This window comes from Frankia sp. CcMO1, from assembly GCF_977945845.1.
In genome coordinates, this window is sequence record NZ_CDWTMG010000024.1 from 1 (window position 1) to 22709 (window position 22709).

Genomic DNA, 22709 nt, shown 5'->3' on the forward strand with positions numbered 1-22709 from the left:
GCTACGAACACGCTGCGCAACCACCCGCCGAGCCCGCAGATGCCTCAAACCCGCTTAACTTCGAAGAGCCGTCATGGCTCGACGCGCGACCTCGGTCACCGGCTCCTCGGGCCGCGCGAAAAGCGTCGTGGGAACACGGCGCGGTTCCGTGCCGCCGCCCGGGCCGCCGGACAGATGCAGGGCGACCGGTCGGCATCGGTTGGAGACGATGATGGTGGCTCGAGGCGCCCGGTCACCGTCCGGTCCGGCCGAATCATCGCCGGCCGCGAGACCGTCCCGGTTCCGGGCGGCGCTCATGGGACAGGACGGACAGTCCGCGGACATGGCGCACCGACCGGATTCACCTATGCTGATCGTGACCTGTTCCATCAGGCTCTCGATGCTCGCGGCGTGGTTGCTGCGTTCCGAGAATTGGTGGATACGCCGAGCCACGGTTGGGTCGAGCTGCTGCCAGTCCCGGGAGGGACGCCCGAGCAGGAATCCCTGGCCGAGCGGAACCCCCAGCGCGACCAGCATGCCGAGCTCGTCGAACCGCTCGACCCCCTCCGCGATGACCCAGGCGTTGAGCCGGCTGGCGAAGGTGCCGACCAGCTCGGTAAGGGCGATCTTGACTTGGTCGTCGTCCACGTTGACCACGAGCGAGCGGTCCAGCTTGACGAAGTCGGGGCGGATTCGCGCCAGCTGCTGCAACCCGGCGTAGCCCGAGCCGACGTCGTCCATCGCCACGAACGCACCGAGGTTGCGCAGTGCGCCCGCGGTGGTCGTCAGGCCGGTGGTGGTGTCGAGGTCGACCGCCTCGTTGAGTTCTAGGACCAGGCGCCGCAGGTCCGCGCGCTGCCAGACTGCCGTGACTTCTGGTGTGGTGAGCAGATGGGGCAGGACGTTGACCGCGAGGAAGCAGCGGTCGGGAAGCCGGTCACGCGCCTCCAGCGCGGCGGCGAGGACACGGGCCTCCAACTGGGCCGCGAGCCCGAGCCGGTCCGCCTCGGCGAAGACGAGGTCGGGCGGGTGGGCCGGGTGGCTGTGGAAGCGTGCGAGCGCCTCATACCCCGCGATGACCCCCCGTTGCAGATCCACGATCGGCTGGAAGAACAGCACGGGTTCGTCGGGATCGGCGAGAACCCGGCGTAGGTCGGGCCGGTCGTCGCCACGCGTCCCACCCCCGTCGCTGTTCTTCGACCGCCCGGGGGCCCGCCCCACCGGCTGCGGGCAGCGTCCTGCCCTCGGCCGCGCCACCGGGCGAAACAGCCGCGTCGCCGACATCGGGGCGGTCGCTGGACGGAGGTCCCGCGGGAATCCGCTGCCGAGTAATCATGCGCCGTGCACCCCCCTCGCATCGAAGCACGTCGCACCTGTCCTGTAAGTGATTTTCTTACCATCCGGCCGCGATGCCGGGTGCGAGTACCGTCCGGAGTTGTGAATCCTGCGCTCTTTTGTGCGACCAGCGGGTGGCGGTCGGATTGCCGTTCATCGTCCTTCCCGTGCCCCCGGCGCAAGATCGGCGGTTTCTGGGCGCCGGAGGCGTCGTTCATCGTTGATCCGTCGCCAAAACGGTCATTGCTCGCCAGGATTTTCGGGTGCCGACGCGAGGCGTGCGAGTAGTCCGAGTCGGCCGATGGAAATCAATCCAGCAACAACGGGGGTGAACTTTATTCGGCGAGGTGGTGCGCTACGATTACTCAAGGTGATCGAATGTGGAAGTGTGGGTGGCGTTCCGGAGGCGAGGTTAGGCTGAGGTAGTGGTATAGCTACCGTTCGCAGTTATTCGGGGGTGATTCGCGGCCGTTCGGGAGTACGATGACGGCCGCCGGGGCGGTGGCCCGTCGTGAGCGGACCCGTGCGGACCCGCGGTCGGCCGCTACAGTCGGCCCATGAGGCTTGCAGTGATCGGCGGTGACGGGATCGGCCCCGAGGTGGTGGCGGAGGGGTTGCGGGTGCTGCGCGCGGTACATCCCAAGGTCGACATGACCGAATACGACCTGGGTGCCCGGCGCTGGCACGAGACCGGGGAGACGCTGCCCGACTCGGTGCTGGAGGAACTGCGCGGTCACGACGCGATCCTGCTCGGGGCGGTCGGTGATCCCGGCGTGCCCAGCGGTGTCCTCGAGCGTGGCCTGCTGCTGCGGCTGCGGTTCGAATTCGACCATCACGTCAATCTCCGGCCGGTGCGGCTCTACCCGGGAGTCCGCTCGCCGCTGGCCGGCGATCCGGCTATCGACATGATCGTGGTGCGGGAGGGCACGGAGGGGCCGTACGCGGGCGCGGGGGGTGTGCTCCGGAAGGGGACGCCTCACGAGGTGGCAACCGAGGAGAGCCTCAACACCCGGTACGGCGTCGAGCGCGTCGTGCGCGACGCGTTCCGGCGGGCCGATCGACGCGAGCGTCGCCATCTGACTCTCGTGCACAAGAACAACGTGCTGACCAAGGCCGGCGACCTGTGGTCGCGCACCGTGGCCGAGGTGGCGCCCGAGTTCCCCGACGTGCGCGTCGACTACCAGCACGTGGACGCGGCCTCGATGTTCTTCGTGACCGATCCGGGCCGGTTCGACGTCGTCGTGACGGACAACATGTTCGGCGACATCATCACCGACATCGGCGCGGCCATCACCGGCGGGATCGGCCTGGCCGCCAGTGGCAACCTCGATCCCTCCGGTGCCCACCCGAGCATGTTCGAGCCCGTGCACGGCAGCGCCCCGGATATCGCCGGCAGGCAGCTCGCCGACCCGACGGCCACCGTCGCCTCGGTGGCGATGCTGCTCGATCATCTCGGCCACGCCGAGGAGGCGGCGAAGGTCGAGGCCGCCGTCGCATCCTCCCTGGCGGATCGTGCCGCCGCGGGAGCGGCCCAGCTGTCGACCCGGGAACGCGGCGAGGACCTCGCCGCGCGGGCGGCGGGCTGAGTCCTCGCCACCCCGGTCCTCGCGCCACCCCGCCACGCCACCGGTGGAGGCCGGATGGTTGATCGCCGCGGGGGCCCTTCCGGTCCAGGTGCGTCGTGGTTATTCTCTACGGGAGCCGTAGATCCGGTAAGACGGCAGCCGACAGGGCCCCATCACGGCGAAGATCGGCGGATTCGTCATCTCCTGTTCGCTTCGTCGTACTTTGGCCTGGAGTCGCCGTGCCTATCACCCCAACCTCGAAGATCTGGATGAGTGGAGAGTTCGTCGACTGGGACGACGCCCGCATCCACGTGCTCAACCCGACCCTGCACTACGGGTGGGGTGTGTTCGAAGGCGTCCGCTGCTACGAGACGGCCCAAGGGCCCGCCGTGTTCCGGCTGACGGACCACATCGCCCGTCTCTACCGCAGTGCCAAGATTTATGTGATGGAGCCGTCCTTCACGCCGGAGCAGGTCGTCGCGGCGACGAAGGAGACCATCGCGGTGAACGACATCGCCTCCTGCTACATCCGGCCGCTGATCTACCTCGGTTACGGTGAGATGGGGCTCAATCCGTTGCCTTCTCCTGTCGAGGTCATGATCGCGGTGTGGCCGTGGGGCGCCTACCTCGGCGAGGAGGCAGAGGAGAACGGCGTCCGCGCGATGATTTCCTCCTGGAAGCGGAACGACCCGAACATCACGCCGCCGGCGGCCAAGGCGTCCGGGCAGTACCTCAACTCGTCCCTGGCGAAGGTCGCGGCGGTCAAGGCCGGTTACGACGAGGCGATTCTGACCAGCCCCAATGGCCACATCGCCGACGGCACCGGGGAAAACGTCTTCATCGTCTCCGGACGCAAGGTCATCACTCCGCTCCTCACGGATGGTCCGCTCGGTGGCATCACCCGCGCCTCGATCATGAGGATCGCCGCCGATCAGGGGTACGAGGTGATCGAGCAGCACATCGTGCGCACCGACCTCTATCTGGCTGACGAGGCGTTCTTCACCGGCACGGCGGCCGAGATCGTGCCGATCGTCGAGGTGGACGACCGGCAGGTCGGGAGCGGGAAGCCGGGCCCCGTCACCCGGGAGCTGCTGGAGATCTTCCACCGCGCGACCCGGGGGGAACTGGACCGATACCAGGAGTGGAACGAGTTCGTCCAGCAATAACGCCGTGGCCGGCGTCGCGGGCGTTCGCGCGTTGCCCCGCGTCCCGGCCAGGGTCGTGAGCCCGGCCCCGCGTGGCCGGGCTCACATAATGCCCACGCCGAAGCATCGTGTGCTCTGGTCAACATGGCCGGCAGGGCCTACCGTCGCGAGTAGCAGTTTTCACGAATGCACAAGCGTCGGGAGGGCGTCGTGCGGGTTTCGGAGGCTATGAGCTCCCTTGTTCTCATGATCGGCCCGGGGCACACGCTTCGCCAGGCGGCGAGGCTGATGGCGGCGCGCAAGGTGGGTGCCGCGGTCGTCCACGATGCGGACAGTGAGGGCTACGGGATCCTGACCGAACGGGACGTTCTGCGATCGATCGCCGCGGCTCAGGATCCGGATGTCGAGATCGCGGGCGACCATCTCACCCGCGATGTCGTCTTCGCGGATCCGGAGTGGTCCTTGGACGAGGCGGCTGCCGCGATGCTGCGGGGCGGTTTTCGGCACCTTATCGTGACCTCGGGCGGTGGCGTAGCCGGAATCCTCTCCATGCGCGACGTGGTACGTTGCTGGAGTAGTCATCATGTTACGGTATGATGTCTACCGTGTCGTACGCCGGGGATGCTTGCGGTCTGCCGCCGAATCCGATCCCGTCGTCCGGGGTATCTGGGGAACATGAGGCAGGCGGACGGCGCTACGGTCACCGCATGCACGACAACGAGGCGGTCGCCCTGCTCCGAGCGACCACGCTGCTGAAGGAACTGCAGGAGGAGGACCTGTTGCGGCTCGCCACGCGAGCCGTCACGCGACGTTTCCGGCGTGGACAGGTTGTCTTCACGGAAGGTAAGCCCGCCGACACTCTTCTGGTGGTCGCCTCCGGGCGGTTGAAGGTGCTCACGAAGGCCGATGACGGCCGTGATCACGTTTTGAACATTGTCGGGCCACGGGAAACCCTGGGAGAACTCAACATCGTCGAAGGGGGTACCCGGTCCGCCGGCGTCGAGGCGCTCGAACCGAGTACTGCGCTGGTTCTCGACCGCACCGCGGTCTGGGAACTCGTGCGGGAACGGCCGGCCGTCGCCGAGCAGCTCATCCGAGCACTGGTGGCGCACGTGCGACGCCTCACCGGAGCGAATGCCGACCTCGTCTTCCTCGATCTGCCGCGACGCGTGGCCAAGTTGCTCCTGCTGCGGATGCGGGAGGCGGGGCGTCCAATGATCGAACTCGGCCTCACACAGACCGAGATCGCCTCGCTGCTCGGCGGTTCCCGCCAGTCGGTGAACCAGGCGTTGCGCGAGTTCGAGCGGAGGACCTGGATCCTCTCGGAAGGTCAGACCATCACGATCCTGCAGGTCGACCGGCTACGCCGGTTTGCGGGGGACTGAGATCCTCCACTGTGGCGCACGCCACATCCGTCACATGTCGGGCCTGTTACATCGTAGGCTTGTCACCCGGCGGCGAACCCGTCTCCGTCGCGCGCTTCGGTCGCTGACCCCTGGGGCCGGGCGCGTGGCGGCCCCAGGTTCCCGAACTCTGCTCGGTTCGGCGTGCCGGAGGTTGTCCGGACCGCTCGGCTCGGCCGGGGCGGAACGGCCCAAGATCCTTGCGGAGGGGCGCCCCGTGCGGCCATACGATCCCGATTCCCTGCACATCTATGACACGACATTGCGGGACGGTACCCAGCAGGAGGGGTTGTCGCTCTCGGTCGGCGACAAACTCGCGGTGGCCCGCCACCTGGACGATCTCGGTGTCGGTTTCATCGAGGGCGGCTGGCCGGGATCGAACCCGAAGGACGCGGAGTTCTTCACCCGGGCGCGCGGCGAACTGAACCTGACGACCGCCGTGCTGACCGCCTTCGGGGCCACCCGGCGGGCGGGCCGCGCCGCCGCGGACGATCCCCAGGTGGCGGCGCTTCGGGACGCGGGGACCTCGGTGGTCTGCCTGGTCGCCAAGTCGGATCTGCGCCACGTCGAACGTGCCCTGCGCACCACCCCGGCCGAGAACCTCGCGATGATCCGGGACACCGTCGTGCATCTGCGCGCGGAGGGAAAGCGGGTCTTCGTCGACGCCGAGCACTTCTTCGACGGCCATCGGGTGCATCCCGCCTACGCCCTTGAGGTCGTCTCCGTTGCGGCCGAGGCCGGTGCCGAGGTCGTCGTGCTGTGCGACACGAACGGCGGCATGCTCCCGGCGCGGATCGGCGCGGTCGTCGCCGATGTTCTCGCCACGACCGGCGCCCGGCTCGGTATCCACTGCCACGACGACGCCGACTGCGCGGTCGCGAACACCCTGGTGGCGGTGGAGGCCGGCGTCACCCACGTGCAGGGCACCGCAAACGGCTACGGCGAGCGGTGCGGGAACGCCAACCTGCTGAGCGTCATCGCGGGTCTGGAGACCAAGTTGGACCGGGCCGTGCTGCCGCCCGGGCGGCTGCGTGAGCTCGTCCGGGTCTCCCACGCGATCGACGAGGTCACCAACTCCGTGCCCGACCCGCACCGGCCGTACGTCGGGGCCAGCGCCTTCGCGCACAAGGCCGGCCTGCACGCCAGCGCCGTCAAGGTCGATCCGGACCTGTACCAGCACATCGACCCGGCGGTCGTGGGCAGTGACATGAGGATGCTGGTCTCGGAGCTCGCCGGTCGGGCGACCATCGAACTGAAGGGCCGTGAGCTCGGCCTTGACCTGTCGAACCAGCGTGAGGCGCTCGGACGGGTGGTGGACCTGGTCAAAGAGCGGGAGGCGGCCGGGTACGTCTACGAGGCCGCGGAGGCCTCCTTCGAACTCCTGCTGCGCGACGAGGTGGCCGGCCGGCAGCGGTTCTACACCCTCGAATCCTGGCGCGTCATCGTCGAGCAGCGCCCGGGCGGCGAGGTGGTCAGCGAGGCGACGGTGAAGCTCACCTCGCACGGCGAACGCCACGTCGCGACGGCGGAGGGGAACGGACCGGTCAACGCTCTCGACACGGCACTGCGCAACGCGCTGGAGAAGGCATATCCGGGGTTGGCCGATCTGGACCTGGTGGACTACAAGGTTCGGATCCTCGACGGCAAGCAGGGGACCGGCGCGGTGACCCGGGTCCTGGTGGGAACCAGTGACGGCCGCGAGTGCTGGGATACGATCGGCGTGGACGAGAACATCATCGCCGCCTCCTGGGCGGCCCTGGAGGACGCCGTCGACTACGGACTGCGGCGGCAGGGAGAGCGCCCAGACCCGGACGCGGCCTGACACCGGGCCCCAACCCCCGGGAGCGGCCCCGCCCGGGCGTGGGTGCTCCCGTTGTACCGCCCGCGGAGCAGCCCGCCGCCGCGGGCCGGGCCGCCGGCTACGTGGGTCAGTCCTGCGGGATCTCCTCCCACCACTGGCACCACCAGTCGCCGCCGACCAGAACGCGTAGCTTCGGGTGCCAGCAGTAGGTGATGTCCTTGTCGGCGTCCAGGTAGTACAGGCAGTTGTCGCACCGCTCGTCGCCGTTGGGTTTACCCCGCAGGATCGCGTCTTCGGCCAGGTGGCGCAGTTTGACGCTCAGTTCCTCGTCGATCGGCTTCGGCTCGGGTGCGCCGACATCGTAGACGGGGGTGGTGTCGGTCTCGCTCACCGTTTTCCTTTCCCTTTCCTCTGCCGGGTAACTTGCCGGGCAGCTCCGCGGTGATGTCGGCCGTCCGCGTCGGATCTGGTCAGTACGGGACAGCGGGAGCGGGTGGCTGCCATCCGCTGGTGGACCAGCTGGTGGACCAGGCGCGGGTTCTAGCCTAATTCTCGGTCACTCGTCACCGTTCTGGCGAACTTGATCAGCCCCGGCCGTGGTCATGTCGGTCATACGAGTCATACCCGCGGTGTGGCGGGGCCGCCCACCGGCCGGTCGGGTCAGCTCCTTCCGCGGGCTCGGTACGGTCTGGGGGTGCGTATTGCGAGGTTTACCGATGGTTCGGAGCCTGGGTTCGGGGTCGTGGAGGGGTCGATCGAGGCGGGTACGGCCGTGATCTCCGGCATCACCCCGCATCCGTTCGGTCCGTTCTCCTTCACCGGCGTCCGCCGGGGGCTCGGCGACGTGCGGCTGCTCGCTCCCGTGCTGCCGAGCAAGGTGCTCTGCGGGGGCAAGAACTATGCCGACCATGTCTGGGAGATGGGCGGTGACACCCCGCCCGAGTGTCCGATCCTCTTCCTCAAGCCCTCCACCAGCGTCGCCGGCCCGGGCGATCCGATCACCCTTCCGTCGGACAGCGAGCGGGTCGACTTCGAGGGCGAGCTGGCGATCGTCATCGGCCGGCTGTGCCGTGACGTCCCGGTGGAACGGGCCTTCGAAGTGGTGCTCGGCTATACCTGCGCCAATGACGTGACCGCTCGCGATCAGCAGAAGGCGGACGGCCAGTGGACCCGGGCCAAGGGCCATGACGCCTTCTGCCCCCTCGGTCCCTGGATCGAGACGGATCTCGACCCGGCGGATCTGACCATCCGCACCACCCTGGACGGCGAACTGCGCCAGAGCTCCCGAACCGGCCTGCTGCTGCGCGACGTCCCCTCGTTGATCGCCTACATGTCGTCGGCCATGACGCTGCTACCCGGCGACGTGCTGCTGACCGGAACGCCCGCGGGCGTGGGGCCGATGTCACCGGGGCAGACGGTGGCGGTGACCGTCGAGGGCATCGGGACGCTCACCAACCCGGTAACGGCTCGCTAGCGCCCGCGGCGCGATCCTCCGCCGGATGACTGCCGGTCGGGTGGCTGCCGGTCATTCCCGATGCCCCAGCCACGGGACGTGACGGGATGACCGGCGTGCATCGGCACCCCGGCGCGCTGATGTGCTGTCTGCATGAGGTACAGTAGGCAGCGCCCGAACAGGGCCCATGGGGTATGGGGTAATTGGCAGCCCAACGGATTCTGGCTCCGTTAGTCTAGGTTCGAGTCCTGGTACCCCAGCTGCATCAGATCTGCCGCTCGGTCGAAACTGGCCGCTATACTGTACAGTGTGACACGCACATAAGCGCGTAAGTAAGAACCAGAGTCTTGGCCCCGTCGTCTAGCGGCCCAGGACGCCGCCCTCTCAAGGCGGTAGCGCCGGTTCGAATCCGGTCGGGGCTACACAGCGGTTTTATCTTCGATTCTTCGCAGAGGACGAGAGCTACGCCCTCGCACCAAGACGGACCATCGATGGCCCTCGGATTCCTCTCCGGGGGCCATCGTCATGTCGGGCGCGATCCGGGCCTACCGCATAACCTCGAACCGCAGCATGGTCGCGGGGTGGCGGGCCATCGTGCACGCGCGGCAGCCGCAGGACGCTGGGCCTCCGCGGCCGTGGACCACTTCGATCTCGGTGTCCGGGGTCGAGGCCACCAGGCGTAGCTGGGGGCGCGCGACCCGGGCCATGACGGCGGTCAGCGCGGGATCGTCGGTGGCACCCGGCTGCGGCGGGCCGATCCGACCCGCGGTCGACGGGGCGATCGCGGAAGCGGTCGAGGCTGTCAGGGCCACTGGGGCTGTCAGGGCCACTGGGGGCACGGTGTCCTCCTCCATGGGGGGCTGTCTCGGGGCCACCCCGCGGACCACAGCCTGGCGGGGAGGGCGAGGTCCGCGCCATGCTCCGTTGAGCCCGGTACCAGGTGGTGCAGATGGCCTAGTCAAACCTGGGCATTGTCGCCATGCGACACCACCCTTGACAACCATGGTGCTCCAGCACCGGATCGGTACAAACTTGCGCGGATGTCCACCGTCAGTCCATCGGCACCCGAACGCGCACGGCGTCGGCATGGGAGTGCGCACGTGGGGCGCGCCGCCCGCCATGCTGGTCGGCTGCGCCCGCCGGGATCGGCACCGGAGCAGGTGGACGTCCTGCCGGGAGCCGCCCGGCGCATCACCTCGCTGCTTCCCCAGGGCCGCGGTCTGCCCATCGAGGACTGGACGGCCCGTCACACGTTGATGTGCCTGGTGCTGGCGATACACCTGCCGGTCATCGTCTGTTACGCGATCTGGCGCGACCTGAGCCTCGTGCACGGCTTTCTGGCGGCCAGTCTGCCGGCGCTGCTGTTCGCCTCCGCGGTGGTGCCCGGCCGCCGCCGGGTCCGTGCCCTGGCCGCCAGCCTCGGGCTGCTGTGCTGTTCTGTCGTCCTCGTCCATTTTTCGAGCGGCCTCACCCCGATGTACTTTCACTTCTTCGTGGTCGTCGCATTGATCGCGCTCTACGAGGAGTGGACCGTCTATCTGCTGGCGATCGCCTTCGTGTTCGTCGCCAACCTGGCGATCGGCAACATCATTTCGGCCGACGGGGAGCTGCTGGACAATGCCTGGCTGGTGGCCGGCCTGCATGCCGGCTTCATCTTCGCTCTTGCCTGCGCACAGATGGTCTTCTGGCACTACAACGAGCAGTCCCGCCGCCGGGTGGAGCACTACCGGCAGCAGCTCTACGAGGGTCAGCAGAGCCTGATGGCCCGGTTGGAGGAGACCGACAGGATCCGCAGCGACCTGGTCGCGACGGTGTCGCACGAGTTCCGCACGCCACTGACCGGTATCCGCGGAAACCTGCTGACCATCAAGCGCCGTCGCGACCGGCTCTCGGACGCCCAGCTCGACGATCTGCTCGATGCGGCGGTGAACTACTCCGATCGCCTCTCCCGCCTGCTGGAGAACATGCTCACGGCCGCCACGGCCACCGGCACGGACGAGACCACCATCGCCGATCTGCCGGAGGTCGTCCGGCACGTGCTCGCCACGCTCTCGTACACCGGGTCGCCGAGCAGCGTGACGGTGGATCTTCCGCTGGAGCTGCCGGTGCGGATGGCCCGACAGGCCCTCATCCAGGTGGTCGCGAACCTCGTCGACAACGCCCTGGTGCACTCCTGGCCGGGAGCGCCGGTACGGCTCATAGCCGGCCGGGTGGGCGACGAGGTCGTCCTGCGCGTCCGTAATCCCGGGCCCGATCTCGACCCCGACACCATCCGCCAGCTCTTCGAACCGTTCACCCAGCGGGACGGCACGGCGACCCGCCCCACGGACGGGGCCGGCATGGGGCTCTACGTCGTGCGACGCCTCGTCGAGGTACACGGGGGACGGCTGCGGATGTCCTCGGAGAACGGCGAGATCATCGTCGAGGTGGACCTGTGGGCGGCGACCAGCCTGGCGGCGCTCGCGCCGGAGCCTGAGGCGGAACTGCCGGTTCCGATGCCCCTGCCGCGCAGTATCCGGGTCGACGAGGAGCCGGGTAAGCCACGGCTTACCGGCGGGCCGCTCGCTGGTCCCCGGGACGACATCCGCTCGTTGCCCATGGACCGTCTCGGCTGAGCGGGGCGGGAAGACCGTTCCTCGTGCCGGGCTGATCCCCGTGCCGGACTGATCCCCGTGCCGGGAAGGCGCCGGGACCTGCCCAGGCGGCGGCCCGATGGTCAGGCGTTCAGTTCTTGGCCGTCGATGTCGGGGTCGGGGCCGGGGCGGACGCCGGGGGCTTGGTGCAGGCCAGGGTCAACGTCACCGTCGTGGAATGGCGTGGGCGCTGTCCGGTGGGGGAGTACGCCGACACCTTGGTGGTCTCGCCGTTGGCGCACGACCCGTTGACCGCGGTGGAGGTGAAGCCGGCGAAGCTGAGCTGCCACTTGGCGTCCGACTCGGTCATTCCGATGACGCCGGGTACCTGCGCGCAATCCTCGACCTGCAGGTTGATCGTGGTCGTTTTGGCGATCTTTCCCGACTTCGGGGACTGCTGCGCGACGGTGTCGACCGCACCGGCACCGTAACACCCGAAGGCCTTACTGAGGTGCGTGAAGCCCGCCGACCTCAGGGTGTTCTCCGCCGTGGTGAACGAGCTGCCCTCGGTGTTGGGAACGGTCGCCGTGCCGTCGTCGGTGGGCGACGGGGACGGGCTGCTCCGCGCCGTCGGGCTGTTCGTCGGCGTGGCCCCTGTGGGGCTAGCCGCAGCCGCCGTACCGGCGCCGGGGGAGGGAGATCCCTTCGCGCTGGGCCGCGGGGTTGCCCCGCCCCCGGAGAGGCTCGTCGGGTTGACCCCAACGGCCACGCCCGGAGCGGCGGCTCCGCTGGTTCTGAAGCCGGAACCGCCCGAGGCTGCCGCGGCGGACACCCCGGCGGGACCGTCCGCGCTCAGTTCCGCGCCGGTGCCCCCGCTGGAGGCGAGCGCCCAGGCGCCGGCACCGGCGACGAGGGCGACGACAAGGCCCGCACCCGCCGCGATCCGGCTACGCCGCCGCCGGTCGGCGGCCGCCCGCGAGGCGGCCGCGGCCCCACCGATCGGGGGGCCGGGTTGGTGGTTCGCCGGGATCGCCGACATGACTGTGTTCGTGTCCGCGGCCGGAGCGTCGGAGCGGGCCGGGATCCGCAGCGCCGGCTGTATGCCGGTCGGGGCGTCACCGTCCCACCCTCCCCGGCCGCCGGCGGCCGGGGCCATCCGGGTGCGCTCGACGCCGCCATCCCGTCCACCGGTCTTCGTGGCGGTGGTCAGCAGACTGCCCGCGATCTGCGTGTGCTCCAGGTCGGACCAGTCAGGCGCGGCGGATGCGCCGACCACGCCTCCCGTGCCCGCCGCCGCGGCCACGGCGGCGGAGCGCACCACGCGCTGCGTTCCCGTGGCGGGGGAATGATTGTCGGCCCGGGCCGCGGACGCGCCGGCGAGTGCGGAGAGCTGGATTCGGTTGTCATGGTCGGCATGGCTGCCTGGCCTGGACGCGTAGCCGGTCCCCCAACGGCTGGCCTCGAGCGCCTCGACCAGGTCCTCGGCCGCATCGGCGGCGCTCACGGGCCGCTGCCTCGGGGACTTGGCGAGCATTCCGGCCAGCACACCCCACACCGGCGCCGGCACACCCTGAATGGGCTGGGGCTGTTTTTCGCGGTGCGCCTGCAGGAGCTCGGCCGGGTTGGGGGAGTCGAACGGCGGCGAACCCGCGAGAAGCTCGTACAGCACGACTCCCGCCGAGTACACGTCCGCTGCCGGGGTCGGTGGCGCGCCCGTGCTCAGCTCGGGGGCCATGTAGAGCGGGGTCCCGATCGGTCCGGTGGTGCTGGTCCGGGACGAACCATTGATCATCTGGGCGATCCCGAAGTCGGTCAGGCGCACGATCGGATGAGCCGGATCGGAGGTGTCGATGAGTATGTTCTCGGGTTTGACGTCCCGGTGGACGACGTCGGCGGCGTGCACGCTGTCGAGCGCCCACAGGGTGCCGACGACGAGCCGGACCGCCTCCTCCACCGGCCGAGGCCCGAACTCGCGCAGATGGGCCCGCAGGTCGGGACCGTCAACCAGATCCATGACTATGGCGAGCACATCGGGTTCGTTCACCAGATCGCATACGGCGACGAGATCCGGGCTGTCGAGGTCGATCAGAAGGTCCCACTCACGCAGGAATCGCTCCACGATCTTGGGATCGTCGGCGAGCTCGGGGCGCAGCACCTTGATGGCCACGGGAGCACCGTCCGAGACGGCGGCGCCCCGCCAGACCTGGCCGGTCGTACCCTGCCCGAGTACCTCGTGCAGCACGTACCGCGAACCCAGTTTGCGCACCGCGCGTTGTCCCCTTCTTTGGCGCCGCCCGGGGCGGCCGAGCCTACGGCGGCGCCGCTGCGGGCGGCGGCGGCCCGTGGGCGGAGCCCGGAGCGTCATCCGGACGAGCGCACCAGTGCGCGGGCGAGCTGTATCGCTTGCACTAGATGCCAATACCCGCATGGGTCATCCGGCCTACTGTTCCGATCATCCGAGACGGACGACTCGAACAGGCTACGACGTAGGGCGGCGAAGCCGCGCGGCGGGGGATACCCCTGCGCGGTAGAGCCGCCGCCCGCCACCGGCAGATGTAGCCCGGGCAGTCGTGGGCGTGGGGTCCGAATGGGGGATTCAAAATGGCGAATGGCAAGAACGGCCGACGAAAAAGGTCTGGTCGCGTGTTTTGTGGCCGAGGAAAAGTTGTGGCGGTCCACCGTTGGTGACCGACGTCCGGTGGTCGGCGGTTGGTGGCGGGTGGATGCAGGCGGGTGGGTGTGTCAGCCGACGGTCGGTGTCGAGAGCCGGGCCGCCGCGGCGAGGACCGCCGCGCCGTGCCGGCGTCCCGGCGACCGGGTGAGCCGCTCCACCGGCCCCGACAGGGACACTGCCGCGATCACTGTTCCCGGGCCGTCGTGCACCGGGGCGGACACGGACGCCAACCCCCTCTCGCGTTCCCCGATGCTCTCCGCCCAGCCACGATCGCGCACCCGGCGGAGGACGGCTTCGTCGAACAGGGCTCCGGCGAGCAGTTCCGGCTCGGGATGTGCCGCGAAGGCGAGGAGGACCTGAGCGCCGGATCCCGCCGTCATCGGGAGCGTGGCGCCGACGGGCACGGTGTCGCGCAGGCCGCTGGCGCGTTCGGAGGCGGCGACGCAGTGGCGCAGGGCCCTGCGCCGCACATAGAGCTGGGCACTTTCTCCGGTCATCTCGCGAAGCTCGGTGAGAACCCGGCCGGCCCGATCCAGCAGGTCCCACGGCAGGGGGGTCGGGGTCCCGGCGGCGAGCCGCGGCCCGGGGACGAAGCGGCCGTCGGCGGTCCGGCCAAGGAGGCGGTGGACCTCGAGAGCGTGTGCCAGCCGATGCGCCGTCGCGCGGGTGAGCCCGGTTCGGGCCACCAGATCAGCGAGTGACGCCGGTCCCGCCTCGACGGCGGTCAGCACGAGGGCTGCTTTGTCCAGGACTCCGACTCCGCTAAGCTGTTTCACACATTGATACTGTCATCCCACATCATGAGACAACAGGCTGTGGGGCAGGGAAGCTCATCGCCACGCCAGAAGAGGGGAGAATGGGTCGACCATGGGGCGCACACTTGCGGAAAAGGTCTGGGACGCCCACGTGGTGCGGCGCGCCGACGGCGAACCGGATCTGCTGTACATCGATCTGCACCTGGTTCACGAGGTCACCTCGCCGCAGGCGTTCGAGGCCCTGCGGCTGGCCGGGCGGCCCGTGCGGCGTCCGGAGCTGACCCTCGCCACCGAGGATCACAACGTCCCCACCACCGACACGCTGGCGCCGATCGCCGATCCGATCTCGGCGGCTCAGGTGGAGGCGCTGCGGAAGAACTGCGCCGAGTTTGGGGTGCGGCTGTACCCGATGAACGACCCGGGCCAGGGCATCGTGCACGTCGTCGGCCCACAGCTCGGGCTGTCCCAGCCCGGCATGACGATCGTTTGCGGTGACAGCCACACCTCCACCCATGGCGCGTTCGGGGCGCTGGCTTTCGGGATCGGCACCAGCCAGGTCGAGCACGTCCTCGCGACCCAGACGTTGCCGCAGCGCAGGCCGAAGACGACGGCGATCACCGTGGCAGGCGACCTGCCCGTCGGGGTCACCGCGAAGGATCTCATCCTGGCGATCATTGCGCGGATCGGCACCGGCGGTGGTGCCGGCCACGTCATCGAGTACCGCGGTGCGGCGATCCGGGCCCTGCCGATGGAGGGCCGGATGACGGTCTGCAACATGTCCATCGAGGCCGGCGCGCGCGCCGGGATGATCGCGCCCGACGACGTCACGTTCGAGTATCTCGCCGGGCGGCCGCATGTCGCCACCGGTGCCGCCTGGGAGGAAGCGGTGGCCTACTGGCGTACCCTCGCCTCCGACTCCGACGCGGCCTTCGACCGGGAGGTCGTGATCGATGCCGTGAGCCTCACGCCCTACGTCACCTGGGGCACCAACCCGGGCCAGGCCGCACCGCTCGGATCGCTGGTTCCCGCGCCCGCCGACTACCCGGACGCGGCCGCGCGGGCCTCGGTCGAACGAGCGCTGACCTACATGGGCCTCACCCCCGGCACCCCGTTGTCCGACGTCGCCGTCGACACGGTGTTCATCGGATCGTGCACCAACGGGCGCCTGAGCGACCTGCGCGCCGCCGCCGACGTGCTGCGCGGCCGGCGGGTGAGCGAGGGGGTCCGGGTCCTGGTCGTTCCCGGCTCCATGGCGGTGAAGGCGCAGGCCGAGGCGGAGGGGCTCGACGAGGTCTTTCGGGCTGCGGGAGCGCAGTGGCGCAGCGCCGGCTGTTCGATGTGCCTCGGCATGAACCCCGACACGCTCCGGCCCGGCGAGCGCAGTGCCTCGACGTCGAACCGCAACTTCGAAGGCCGGCAGGGGCCGGGTGGGCGCACCCATCTCGTCTCGCCCGCGGTCGCCGCGGCCACCGCCGTGACCGGTCGGCTGACCGCTCCGGCGGATCTGTAGCGCGCCCGGCGTGGATCGTCGGTCCACGCACGACGGCGACCGTCGTTCATCCACGACTTCTTCGAGAGGGGAGCGTTTCCGCGATGGAGGCGTTCACGATTCACACCGGGCGCGCGGTGCCGCTGCGCCGCAGCGACGTCGATACCGATCAGATCATTCCGAGTGAGTGGCTCAAGCGGATCGAGCGGACGGGGTTCGGCGCCGGCCTGTTCGCGCAGTGGCGCGCCGACGACGGCTTCGTGCTGAACAACCCGGTGTACGCCGCGGCGTCGATCCTGCTGGCCGGCCCGGACTTCGGCACCGGTTCCTCGCGGGAGCACGCCGTCTGGGCGCTGCAGGACTATGGGTTCCGTGCCGTGCTCTCGCCCCGGTTCGCGGACATCTTCCGCGGCAACGCCCTCGGCAACGGACTGTTGCCGGTGCAGCTGCCGGCTGAGACGGTCGAGGCACTCATGTCCGCCGTCGAGGCGGATCCCACGATCGAGATCACTGTTGATCTCGTTGCGCGCGAGGTCCGGGGCGCGGGGCTGGTGGCCACCTTCGACCTCGACGATTTCACCCGCTGGCGGTTGATGGAGGGGCTCGACGACGTCGGGCTGACCCTTCGCCACGAAGAGATGATCACCTCTTTCGAGGCTGGCCGGCCCGCCTGGTCGCCGACCACCGCCTAACGCCCGGGGCTGTCACCCGGTCACCGGTGTCCGGGTGCGCCGGTTCCCGAGTACGCACCATCCGCCGGGACAGGGTCGGATCCGGTCCTGGCCGAGGGTTCACGGTGGCGCGTGTCATATCTCACATTCGGGAGGGTGAGATGGGTGGCGGGCGCATCGGGGGGAATTGATCGTCTCCGAGGGGGATGAATCGACTGTCGCGGCTGGCGTCCGGGCAGCTACCCATCGGAGTGGTATCGGCGAGGCCGGGAGCATCCGGCTACCAAAGGGTGACATTGCGCCCAAACCGAAAGGCAATTCTCGCTACTGAACGTAATGAATCTGCCGAACGGGCTATGCCGGCCGGACCCTACGCATCCCGTCGCCCACCGGAGCGAACCCGTTGACGTGCGGGTTTGTGTGACGCGACACGCTCACGGGAATTGCCCTCGACAGTGGAGATGCCTACGGTGCAGCGCAGTGTGATGCCCGATCTGCTCCCCACCCCGCGCCCGCGGGGGGCGTCCGGAGGTTGTTGTGAACAAGTCCCAGTTGGTTGACCGCATCGCCCAGCAGATCGAGGGCGGGCGGTCGAACGCCACCAAGGCCGTCGACGCGGTGTTCGACGCCATTCAGGAGGCCGTCGCGAGCGGAGAGAAGGTGACCATCACCGGCTTCGGCGTGTTCGAGCGGGTGGAACGTGCCGCCCGCACGGGTCGTAACCCGGCGACGGGTGAGCCCGTGCACGTCGCTGCCTCGGTCGTGCCAAAGTTCCGGCCCGGCTCCGAGTTCAAGTCGAGCGTCTCGGCGAGCAACGACTGACCATCGGTGCGGGCGCCGGGCTTACCGGTGCCCGCGCCGCATGGCGTCGGCCAGCAGGTCGTGCTGGTAGTCCGACAGGCGAACGTCGTCCGGCCCGGTCGTGCGTCGTTCCCAGTGGCCGTCGGACTGCAGCACCCAGGCGGACACCTCGTCGGAGAACGCGTGGTCGAGCATCTGCCGCAGGGTGTCTCGCCGGTCCGGGTGCGGGACGCGCACGAGCGCCTCGATACGACGGTCGAGATTGCGGTGCATCATGTCCGCACTGCCGATCCAGAACTCGCCGGACGAGGTGAACTCGAGGACCCGGCTGTGCTCCAGGAACCGCCCCAGGATCGAACGCACGTGGACCGTCTCCGACAGGCCCGGCACTCCGGGCCGTAGGGCGCAGATCCCGCGGACCAGGCAGTGCACGGGTACCCCGGCGATGGAGGCGTGATACAGGGCGTCGATCACCTGCTCGTCGACGAGGCTGTTGACCTTGATGCGGATCCCGGATTCCCGGCCATCCCGGGCAGCCTGGGCCTCGGCTTCGATCCGCTGCAGGATGCCGTCCCGCATGTGCTGCGGGGCGACCAGCAGCGAGCGGTACTCCGTCTGCCGGCTGTAGCCGGTGAGGACGTTGAACAGGTCGGTGAGATCCGCGCCCACGTCCGGGTCGGCGGTCAGCAGCCCGAGGTCCTCGTAGAGCCGAGCGGTCTTGGGGTTGTAGTTGCCGGTACCCACATGGCAGTAGCGGCGCAGGCCGCCGTGTTCCTGGCGTACCACGAGGCAGGTCTTGCAGTGGGTCTTCAGGCCGATGAGACCGTAGACCACGTGGCAACCGGCCCGTTCCAGCTCGCGGGCCCAGCGGATGTTGGCGCTCTCGTCGAACCGGGCCTTGATCTCGACGAGGACGACGACCTGCTTCCCCGCCTCGGCCGCGGCGATGAGGGCATCCACGATGGGGGAGTCCCCGGACGTGCGATAGAGCGTCTGCTTGATGGCGAGAACATGCGGATCGGCCGCCGCCTGCTCGATGAACCGCTGGACGGACGTGGTGAACGAGTCGTACGGGTGGTGGACGAGGACGTCGCCCTCCCGGAGCACGCTGAAGAAGTCCGGTGTCTCGCCCTCATCGGTCGTCAGCCGCGGATGTGTGATCGGGACCCGCGGCGTATCCCTCAGCTCCGGGCGGTCGAGGTCGTAGAGAGCCCACAGGGTCGACAGGTCGAGCAGGCCGGCGACCCGATGTACCTCGCGTTCGGTGATCTCCAGCTCCCGCATCAGCAGGATGAGCAAATCATTATCGATGGCGGCGTCCACCTCCAGGCGGACGGCGGGACCGAACCGGCGCCGGGCGAGCTCGCGCTCCAGGGCCTGGAGCAGATCCTCCGCCTCGTCCTCCTCGACCTCGAGGTCGGCGTTGCGGGTGACCCGGAACAGATGGGAGTCGATCACTTCCATGCCCGGGAACAGCTGGGAGAGATGGGCGGCGATCACTTCCTCCAGCGGGACGAAGCATGCGCTCGCCTGGGGGGCCAAGCCCCCCGGGACACCGGTCGTGCCCGTGGGCTCCACCGCCACGGGGATCAGCCGAGGAACGTTCTGGGGCACCTTCACCCGGGCGAAGCGGTCGACCTCCCCGCCCGGCTCACGGACCTGGACGGCCAGATTGAGCGACAGCCCGCTGATGTAGGGGAAGGGATGCGCCGGATCGACGGCGAGGGGGGTGAGCACCGGGAAGATCTGCTCGTGGAAATAGTGGTGCAGCTGATCACGCTGGGTCTCGGTCAGCTGGGACCAGAACCGGATGCTGATCCCGGCATGGGCCAGCGACGGCCCCACCTCTTCGGTGAAGCACCGCGAATGCCGCTGGGCGAGCTCGGCCGTCATCTTGCTGATGAGATCGAGTTGTTCCCGGGAGGTCAGCCCGTCGGCGGAACGGACGGCCAGTCCCGTCGTCTCGCGTCGCATCAGCCCCGCGACCCGGACCATGAAGAACTCATCCAGGTTGCTGGCGAAGATCGCCAGGAACTTCGCGCGCTCCAGCAGGGGCGTGGACACGTCCTCGGCGAGCGCGAGGACCCGGGCGTTGAAGTCGAGCCAGGACGCCTCCCGGTTGATGAAGCGGCCGGCGGGCAGGTCGGACGGCGCCGGCTGGCGCGGCGTCTCCAGAGGCTCGAGCAGGCCACTGCGGGCCTTGCGCTGAGGCTGTTCAGGATGGGTCGCCAGCAGCTCGCTCATGCCTGTAGATGGTGCCAGCCCCCGATGGACTCGGCAGCGTCGATCCGGCATCTCTGGCAGCGGGGGGCCGGATGGGACCCGTATCGCCGGTCTGACCCCGATCCGGACGCTGGCAGAGACCGCGCGGCACGCGAGGTATCCGCCTACTCTTTGTGATATAGCGATCACGCGCTACGGTGCCGAGGGGCGCCGTCGCGCTCGTTTGTATCTTGTCGTGATGTAGCCGGCCGTTTCCGTGGTCCGGTCGGATCCCTCTGCCCCAGGTGGCCGACTGCCCCAGGCGGCCGGCGCAGGGGGAGGAGGACAGGACGAGGGATGCTCGTCGACGCCGCCGCGATCGCCGCGGGCCTGACCGCGACACTAAGTTGTGCCCGGGCCGGTCGCCGTCTCGGTCGAGTACGGGGCCGCTGGCTGGTATGGCTGTCCTTCGCGCTGACGACCTGGACGGTCGGACAGGCCGGATGGATGCTGCACCGCTGGGACGGGGCATCGGTCGGAGGGCGGACCGCGACGGATGCCGGGTATCTCACCGACGTCGGCCAACTCGCCATGCCGGTCCTCGCGCTCGCCGCCTTCGCGGCTGTTCCCGCGGGTCGGGCGCGTCGATCACGACCGCGCGCGGGCGTGCTGGCGCCGGCAGGGATGGCTGGCCTCGCTGGGGGCACCAACCGCTGGCCGCCGAGTTCCCCGCGGCTCACCCGCGTCGCCGGGGCGGGCGGCGAGGGGGCGGGCGCCGCCTATCCGCGCGCCAGTCCGGCCACCGCGTTCGACGAGGTCATACTCGGCAACTCCCTGTTCCTGCTCGCCTGGTCCGGGGTGCTCGCCGGGATCGACGAAGTGGACTCCTCCCGCCCGCCGCAGCCGGTGGAGCATCTCCTCGCGGTTGCGCATCCGATCGTCGTGCTCCTGCTGATCCTCGTATTCCTGCACGTGGCAGGCTTCCGGCAGCCGGTGGATCTGCCCGCCATCGCGATCGCCGGAACCGGACTGGTGTGCCTCGCGGTCGTCGGCGTGTGGATCGTTCAGCTCGACGACGGTGATCCCACGATGACGGGTTCCTGCTCGGTCGCCGGCGCCCTGTTGATCGTTCTTGCGGCATCGCGTGCCGGCCGGGAGGACGGCCGGGAGAACGGCCGCCGGCCCCGCCGATGGCCTGTTCGCGGCGAACTGCTCGGATGGCTGTGGCCGGCGGTACCCTATGTCGCCGCGGCCGTGGTCGCGGCGCTTCTGCTGGGGCGGGCCCACGGCGGAGTCGTTCTCGATCCGATCGAGATCATCGGGGGTGCGACGCTCGTCCTCACCGTCCTCGTCCGGCAGCTGACGACCCTGCGGACGAGTCAGCGGTTGGCGAGCCGGGTCTGCGAGGCCGAACACGAGGTGCGGCACTGGACATCCCATGACCCGTTGACCGAGCTGGCCAACCGCACCCTGTTCCAGCAGCGGCTCACCGACGCCCTCGCCGCGAGCCGCCACGACGGCCGTGACGTGGCCGTTCTGTACTGCGACCTCGACGACTTCCGGGTCGTCAACGACAGCCTCGGGCACGCCGCGGGTGATCATCTGCTGCGCGCGGTCGGGCAACGGCTACGACACTGCGTAGGCACGTCGGACACTGTGGCGAGGCTCGGCTCCGACGAGTTCGCCGTGCTGTTGGACGGTGGGCGGGAACTGCCCGAGACCGTTGCCGAACGGGTCCTGGCCGCGCTGCGCCAGCCGGCGCCGGCCGCCGGTCACCTCTGGCCGGTCCGCGGGAGTGTGGGGCTGGTCGTCGCGCGTCGGACCCAGGAGACCACCGAGGCGCTGCTCCGGCGGGCCGACACAGCCGTCCACACGGCAAAACGAACGGGAAAGAACCGTCTGGTGGTCTACCGGCCCGGGCTGTGCCCGCCCAGCGCCGGCACGCACCTCGCCGACGCCCTCGCCACCGCCCTGCGCAGGGGAGGACGGTCGGCCGGCTTCGACGTGCACTACCAGCCCATCGTGCGGCTGCGCGATCGCAGTCCGGTCGCCTTGGAGGCGCTCGCCCGATGGACGGAGCCGGGGCGTGGACCGGTGCCACCGGGCACCTTTGTTGCGGCCGCGGAGGACGGCGGCATCGTCGGCGCCCTCGACGACATGGTCCTCACCCAGGCCTGCGCGGAGGTCGCCGTGGCGTACCCGGCCTCGGCACTGCGGCTGCACGTGAACGTCTCAGCCAGCAGGGTTGCCGACACCATGCTGCTCGACAGCGTCGCCCAGGCGCTGGCGGCCAGTCGATTCGACCCGGGCAGGCTGGTGGTCGAGATCACCGAAACGAGCCGGATCGACGATCTGCGCGGCGCACGCGAGGTGCTGAACGAGGTTCGTGCGCTGGGGGTGGCGGTCGCGCTCGACGACGTCGGTGCCGGCCACAGCACATTGGCCGCCCTCCATCAACTGCCGGTGGACGTCGTGAAGCTCGATCGGACGCTGCTCGAACTGCCCAGGGACGGACACCGGGTGGCGACGATGCGTCGATCGATGATCAGTCTCGCGCACGCCCTCGGTGCCGTCGTCGTGGCTGAGGGCATCGAGCGGGAAGGACAGATCGCCGAGCTCGAGGAGCTGGGTTGCGAGCTGGGTCAGGGATACTTCTTCGCCCGACCTGGTCCGCTCGCGTCGCTCACGATCCGGCGCTGGGTTCCGCCTACGATCCCCGGCGGTACGGACAGCCCTGGCTCCGCCGAGGTGCCCGGTTCGCCGCCGGGTCCGCCGGAGTCCTCCGCCGCGAGCGGGGAGTGATACCCGGCGGTCAGCGTCGCCCTGGTGGCCCAGCCCACCCCCAGGTCCCGGGCCTGCGCCA

General features: G+C 69.6%; 17 protein-coding genes and 2 tRNA genes. 13 read left to right on the forward strand and 6 right to left on the reverse strand.

The genetic code is table 11. The features are described 5' to 3' along the window. Positions 1-54 precede the first annotated feature (54 nt). Entirely contained in the window at positions 55-1263 is a 1209-nt protein-coding gene (locus AC08OU_RS05415) for an EAL domain-containing protein (RefSeq protein WP_476604440.1), read from the reverse strand. A 608-nt stretch (positions 1264-1871) separates the two neighbouring features. On the opposite strand from AC08OU_RS05415, the gene AC08OU_RS05420 reads away from it, so the two are divergent. The 5 genes from AC08OU_RS05420 (at position 1872) to cimA (ending at position 7249) form a co-directional block, all read left to right on the forward strand. After that, a complete protein-coding gene (locus AC08OU_RS05420) occupies positions 1872-2900 on the forward strand; it encodes a 3-isopropylmalate dehydrogenase (RefSeq protein ID WP_462187996.1) in 1029 nt (342 codons plus the stop codon). Positions 2901-3118: 218 nt separating this feature from the next. Next, positions 3119-4045, forward strand: coding sequence for a branched-chain-amino-acid transaminase (gene ilvE, locus AC08OU_RS05425; RefSeq protein WP_476598548.1), 927 nt, complete (start codon positions 3119-3121; stop codon positions 4043-4045). Positions 4046-4234: 189 nt separating this feature from the next. Then, the gene (locus AC08OU_RS05430) at positions 4235-4621 is read left to right on the forward strand and encodes a CBS domain-containing protein (RefSeq protein ID WP_476598546.1); all 387 of its coding nucleotides are present in this window, start codon (positions 4235-4237) and stop codon (positions 4619-4621) included. Between the two features lie 110 nt (positions 4622-4731). Then, entirely contained in the window at positions 4732-5409 is a 678-nt protein-coding gene (locus AC08OU_RS05435) for a Crp/Fnr family transcriptional regulator (RefSeq protein WP_476598544.1), read from the forward strand. 235 nt (positions 5410-5644) lie between these two features. After that, positions 5645-7249, forward strand: coding sequence for a citramalate synthase (gene cimA / locus AC08OU_RS05440; RefSeq protein ID WP_476598542.1), 1605 nt, complete (start codon positions 5645-5647; stop codon positions 7247-7249). Between the two features lie 106 nt (positions 7250-7355). Here cimA and AC08OU_RS05445 read toward each other — a convergent pair whose 3' ends face one another. Next, entirely contained in the window at positions 7356-7619 is a 264-nt protein-coding gene (locus AC08OU_RS05445; protein ID WP_476598540.1) for a hypothetical protein, read from the reverse strand. 303 nt (positions 7620-7922) lie between these two features. Between AC08OU_RS05445 and AC08OU_RS05450 the strand changes: the two genes are divergently transcribed. The 3 genes from AC08OU_RS05450 to AC08OU_RS05460 all read left to right on the forward strand — a co-directional run bounded on the left by AC08OU_RS05450 (position 7923) and on the right by AC08OU_RS05460 (position 9103). Continuing rightward, positions 7923-8702 carry a fumarylacetoacetate hydrolase family protein gene (locus AC08OU_RS05450; protein ID WP_462203425.1) on the forward strand — a complete coding sequence of 260 codons (780 nt, stop codon included), beginning with the start codon at positions 7923-7925 and terminating at the stop codon, positions 8700-8702. Positions 8703-8869: 167 nt separating this feature from the next. Then, positions 8870-8941 (forward strand) — tRNA-Gln (locus AC08OU_RS05455). 89 nt (positions 8942-9030) lie between these two features. Next, positions 9031-9103 (forward strand) — tRNA-Glu (locus AC08OU_RS05460). Between the two features lie 123 nt (positions 9104-9226). Here AC08OU_RS05460 and AC08OU_RS05465 read toward each other — a convergent pair. After that, complete coding sequence (locus tag AC08OU_RS05465) at positions 9227-9520, reverse strand: hypothetical protein (protein WP_476604441.1); 294 nt, start codon at positions 9518-9520, stop codon at positions 9227-9229. A gap of 201 nt (positions 9521-9721) precedes the next feature. Between AC08OU_RS05465 and AC08OU_RS05470 the strand changes: the two genes are divergently transcribed. Then, positions 9722-11296, forward strand: coding sequence for a sensor histidine kinase (locus AC08OU_RS05470; protein ID WP_462186123.1), 1575 nt, complete (start codon positions 9722-9724; stop codon positions 11294-11296). Between the two features lie 109 nt (positions 11297-11405). Here the strand turns inward: AC08OU_RS05470 and AC08OU_RS05475 are convergent, their stop codons facing one another. Together AC08OU_RS05475 and AC08OU_RS05480 are read right to left on the reverse strand one after the other, a co-directional pair. Beyond that, positions 11406-13520: a protein kinase domain-containing protein gene (locus AC08OU_RS05475; protein WP_476599840.1), complete on the reverse strand. Its 2115-nt coding sequence runs from the start codon at positions 13518-13520 to the stop codon at positions 11406-11408. 476 nt (positions 13521-13996) lie between these two features. Beyond that, complete coding sequence (locus AC08OU_RS05480) at positions 13997-14704, reverse strand: IclR family transcriptional regulator (RefSeq protein ID WP_476599838.1); 708 nt, start codon at positions 14702-14704, stop codon at positions 13997-13999. A 91-nt stretch (positions 14705-14795) separates the two neighbouring features. Here AC08OU_RS05480 and leuC point away from each other — a divergent pair, with 91 nt between their 5' ends. The 3 genes from leuC (at position 14796) to AC08OU_RS05495 (ending at position 17665) form a co-directional block, all read left to right on the forward strand. After that, complete coding sequence (leuC, locus tag AC08OU_RS05485; RefSeq protein ID WP_462186121.1) at positions 14796-16193, forward strand: 3-isopropylmalate dehydratase large subunit; 1398 nt, start codon at positions 14796-14798, stop codon at positions 16191-16193. An 83-nt stretch (positions 16194-16276) separates the two neighbouring features. Beyond that, positions 16277-16864, forward strand: a complete 588-nt coding sequence (gene leuD / locus AC08OU_RS05490) for a 3-isopropylmalate dehydratase small subunit (RefSeq protein WP_476599836.1) — start codon at positions 16277-16279, stop codon at positions 16862-16864. Positions 16865-17380: 516 nt separating this feature from the next. After that, the gene (locus AC08OU_RS05495) at positions 17381-17665 is read left to right on the forward strand and encodes an HU family DNA-binding protein (RefSeq protein WP_011437995.1); all 285 of its coding nucleotides are present in this window, start codon (positions 17381-17383) and stop codon (positions 17663-17665) included. A gap of 21 nt (positions 17666-17686) precedes the next feature. Here AC08OU_RS05495 and AC08OU_RS05500 read toward each other — a convergent pair whose 3' ends face one another. Beyond that, positions 17687-19888: an RNA degradosome polyphosphate kinase gene (locus tag AC08OU_RS05500; RefSeq protein WP_476599834.1), complete on the reverse strand. Its 2202-nt coding sequence runs from the start codon at positions 19886-19888 to the stop codon at positions 17687-17689. Positions 19889-20203: 315 nt separating this feature from the next. On the opposite strand from AC08OU_RS05500, the gene AC08OU_RS05505 reads away from it, so the two are divergent. Continuing rightward, positions 20204-22648 (forward strand): putative bifunctional diguanylate cyclase/phosphodiesterase, encoded by a 2445-nt coding sequence (locus AC08OU_RS05505; protein WP_476599833.1) that lies wholly within the window; start codon positions 20204-20206, stop codon positions 22646-22648. The last annotated feature ends 61 nt before the right edge of the window (positions 22649-22709 follow it).

What these genes read in the sequence shown, in the direction of transcription:
- AC08OU_RS05415 (WP_476604440.1), bottom strand. Translation starts at nt 1,263, where the DNA reads ATGTCGGCGACGCGGCTGTTTCGCCCGGTGGCGCGGCCGAGGGCAGGA.
- AC08OU_RS05420 (WP_462187996.1), top strand. Translation starts at nt 1,872, where the DNA reads ATGAGGCTTGCAGTGATCGGCGGTGACGGGATCGGCCCCGAGGTGGTG.
- AC08OU_RS05435 (WP_476598544.1), top strand. Translation starts at nt 4,732, where the DNA reads ATGCACGACAACGAGGCGGTCGCCCTGCTCCGAGCGACCACGCTGCTG.
- AC08OU_RS05470 (WP_462186123.1), top strand. Translation starts at nt 9,722, where the DNA reads ATGTCCACCGTCAGTCCATCGGCACCCGAACGCGCACGGCGTCGGCAT.
- leuC (WP_462186121.1), top strand. Translation starts at nt 14,796, where the DNA reads ATGGGGCGCACACTTGCGGAAAAGGTCTGGGACGCCCACGTGGTGCGG.
- leuD (WP_476599836.1), top strand. Translation starts at nt 16,277, where the DNA reads ATGGAGGCGTTCACGATTCACACCGGGCGCGCGGTGCCGCTGCGCCGC.
- AC08OU_RS05500 (WP_476599834.1), bottom strand. Translation starts at nt 19,888, where the DNA reads ATGAGCGAGCTGCTGGCGACCCATCCTGAACAGCCTCAGCGCAAGGCC.
- AC08OU_RS05505 (WP_476599833.1), top strand. Translation starts at nt 20,204, where the DNA reads ATGCTCGTCGACGCCGCCGCGATCGCCGCGGGCCTGACCGCGACACTA.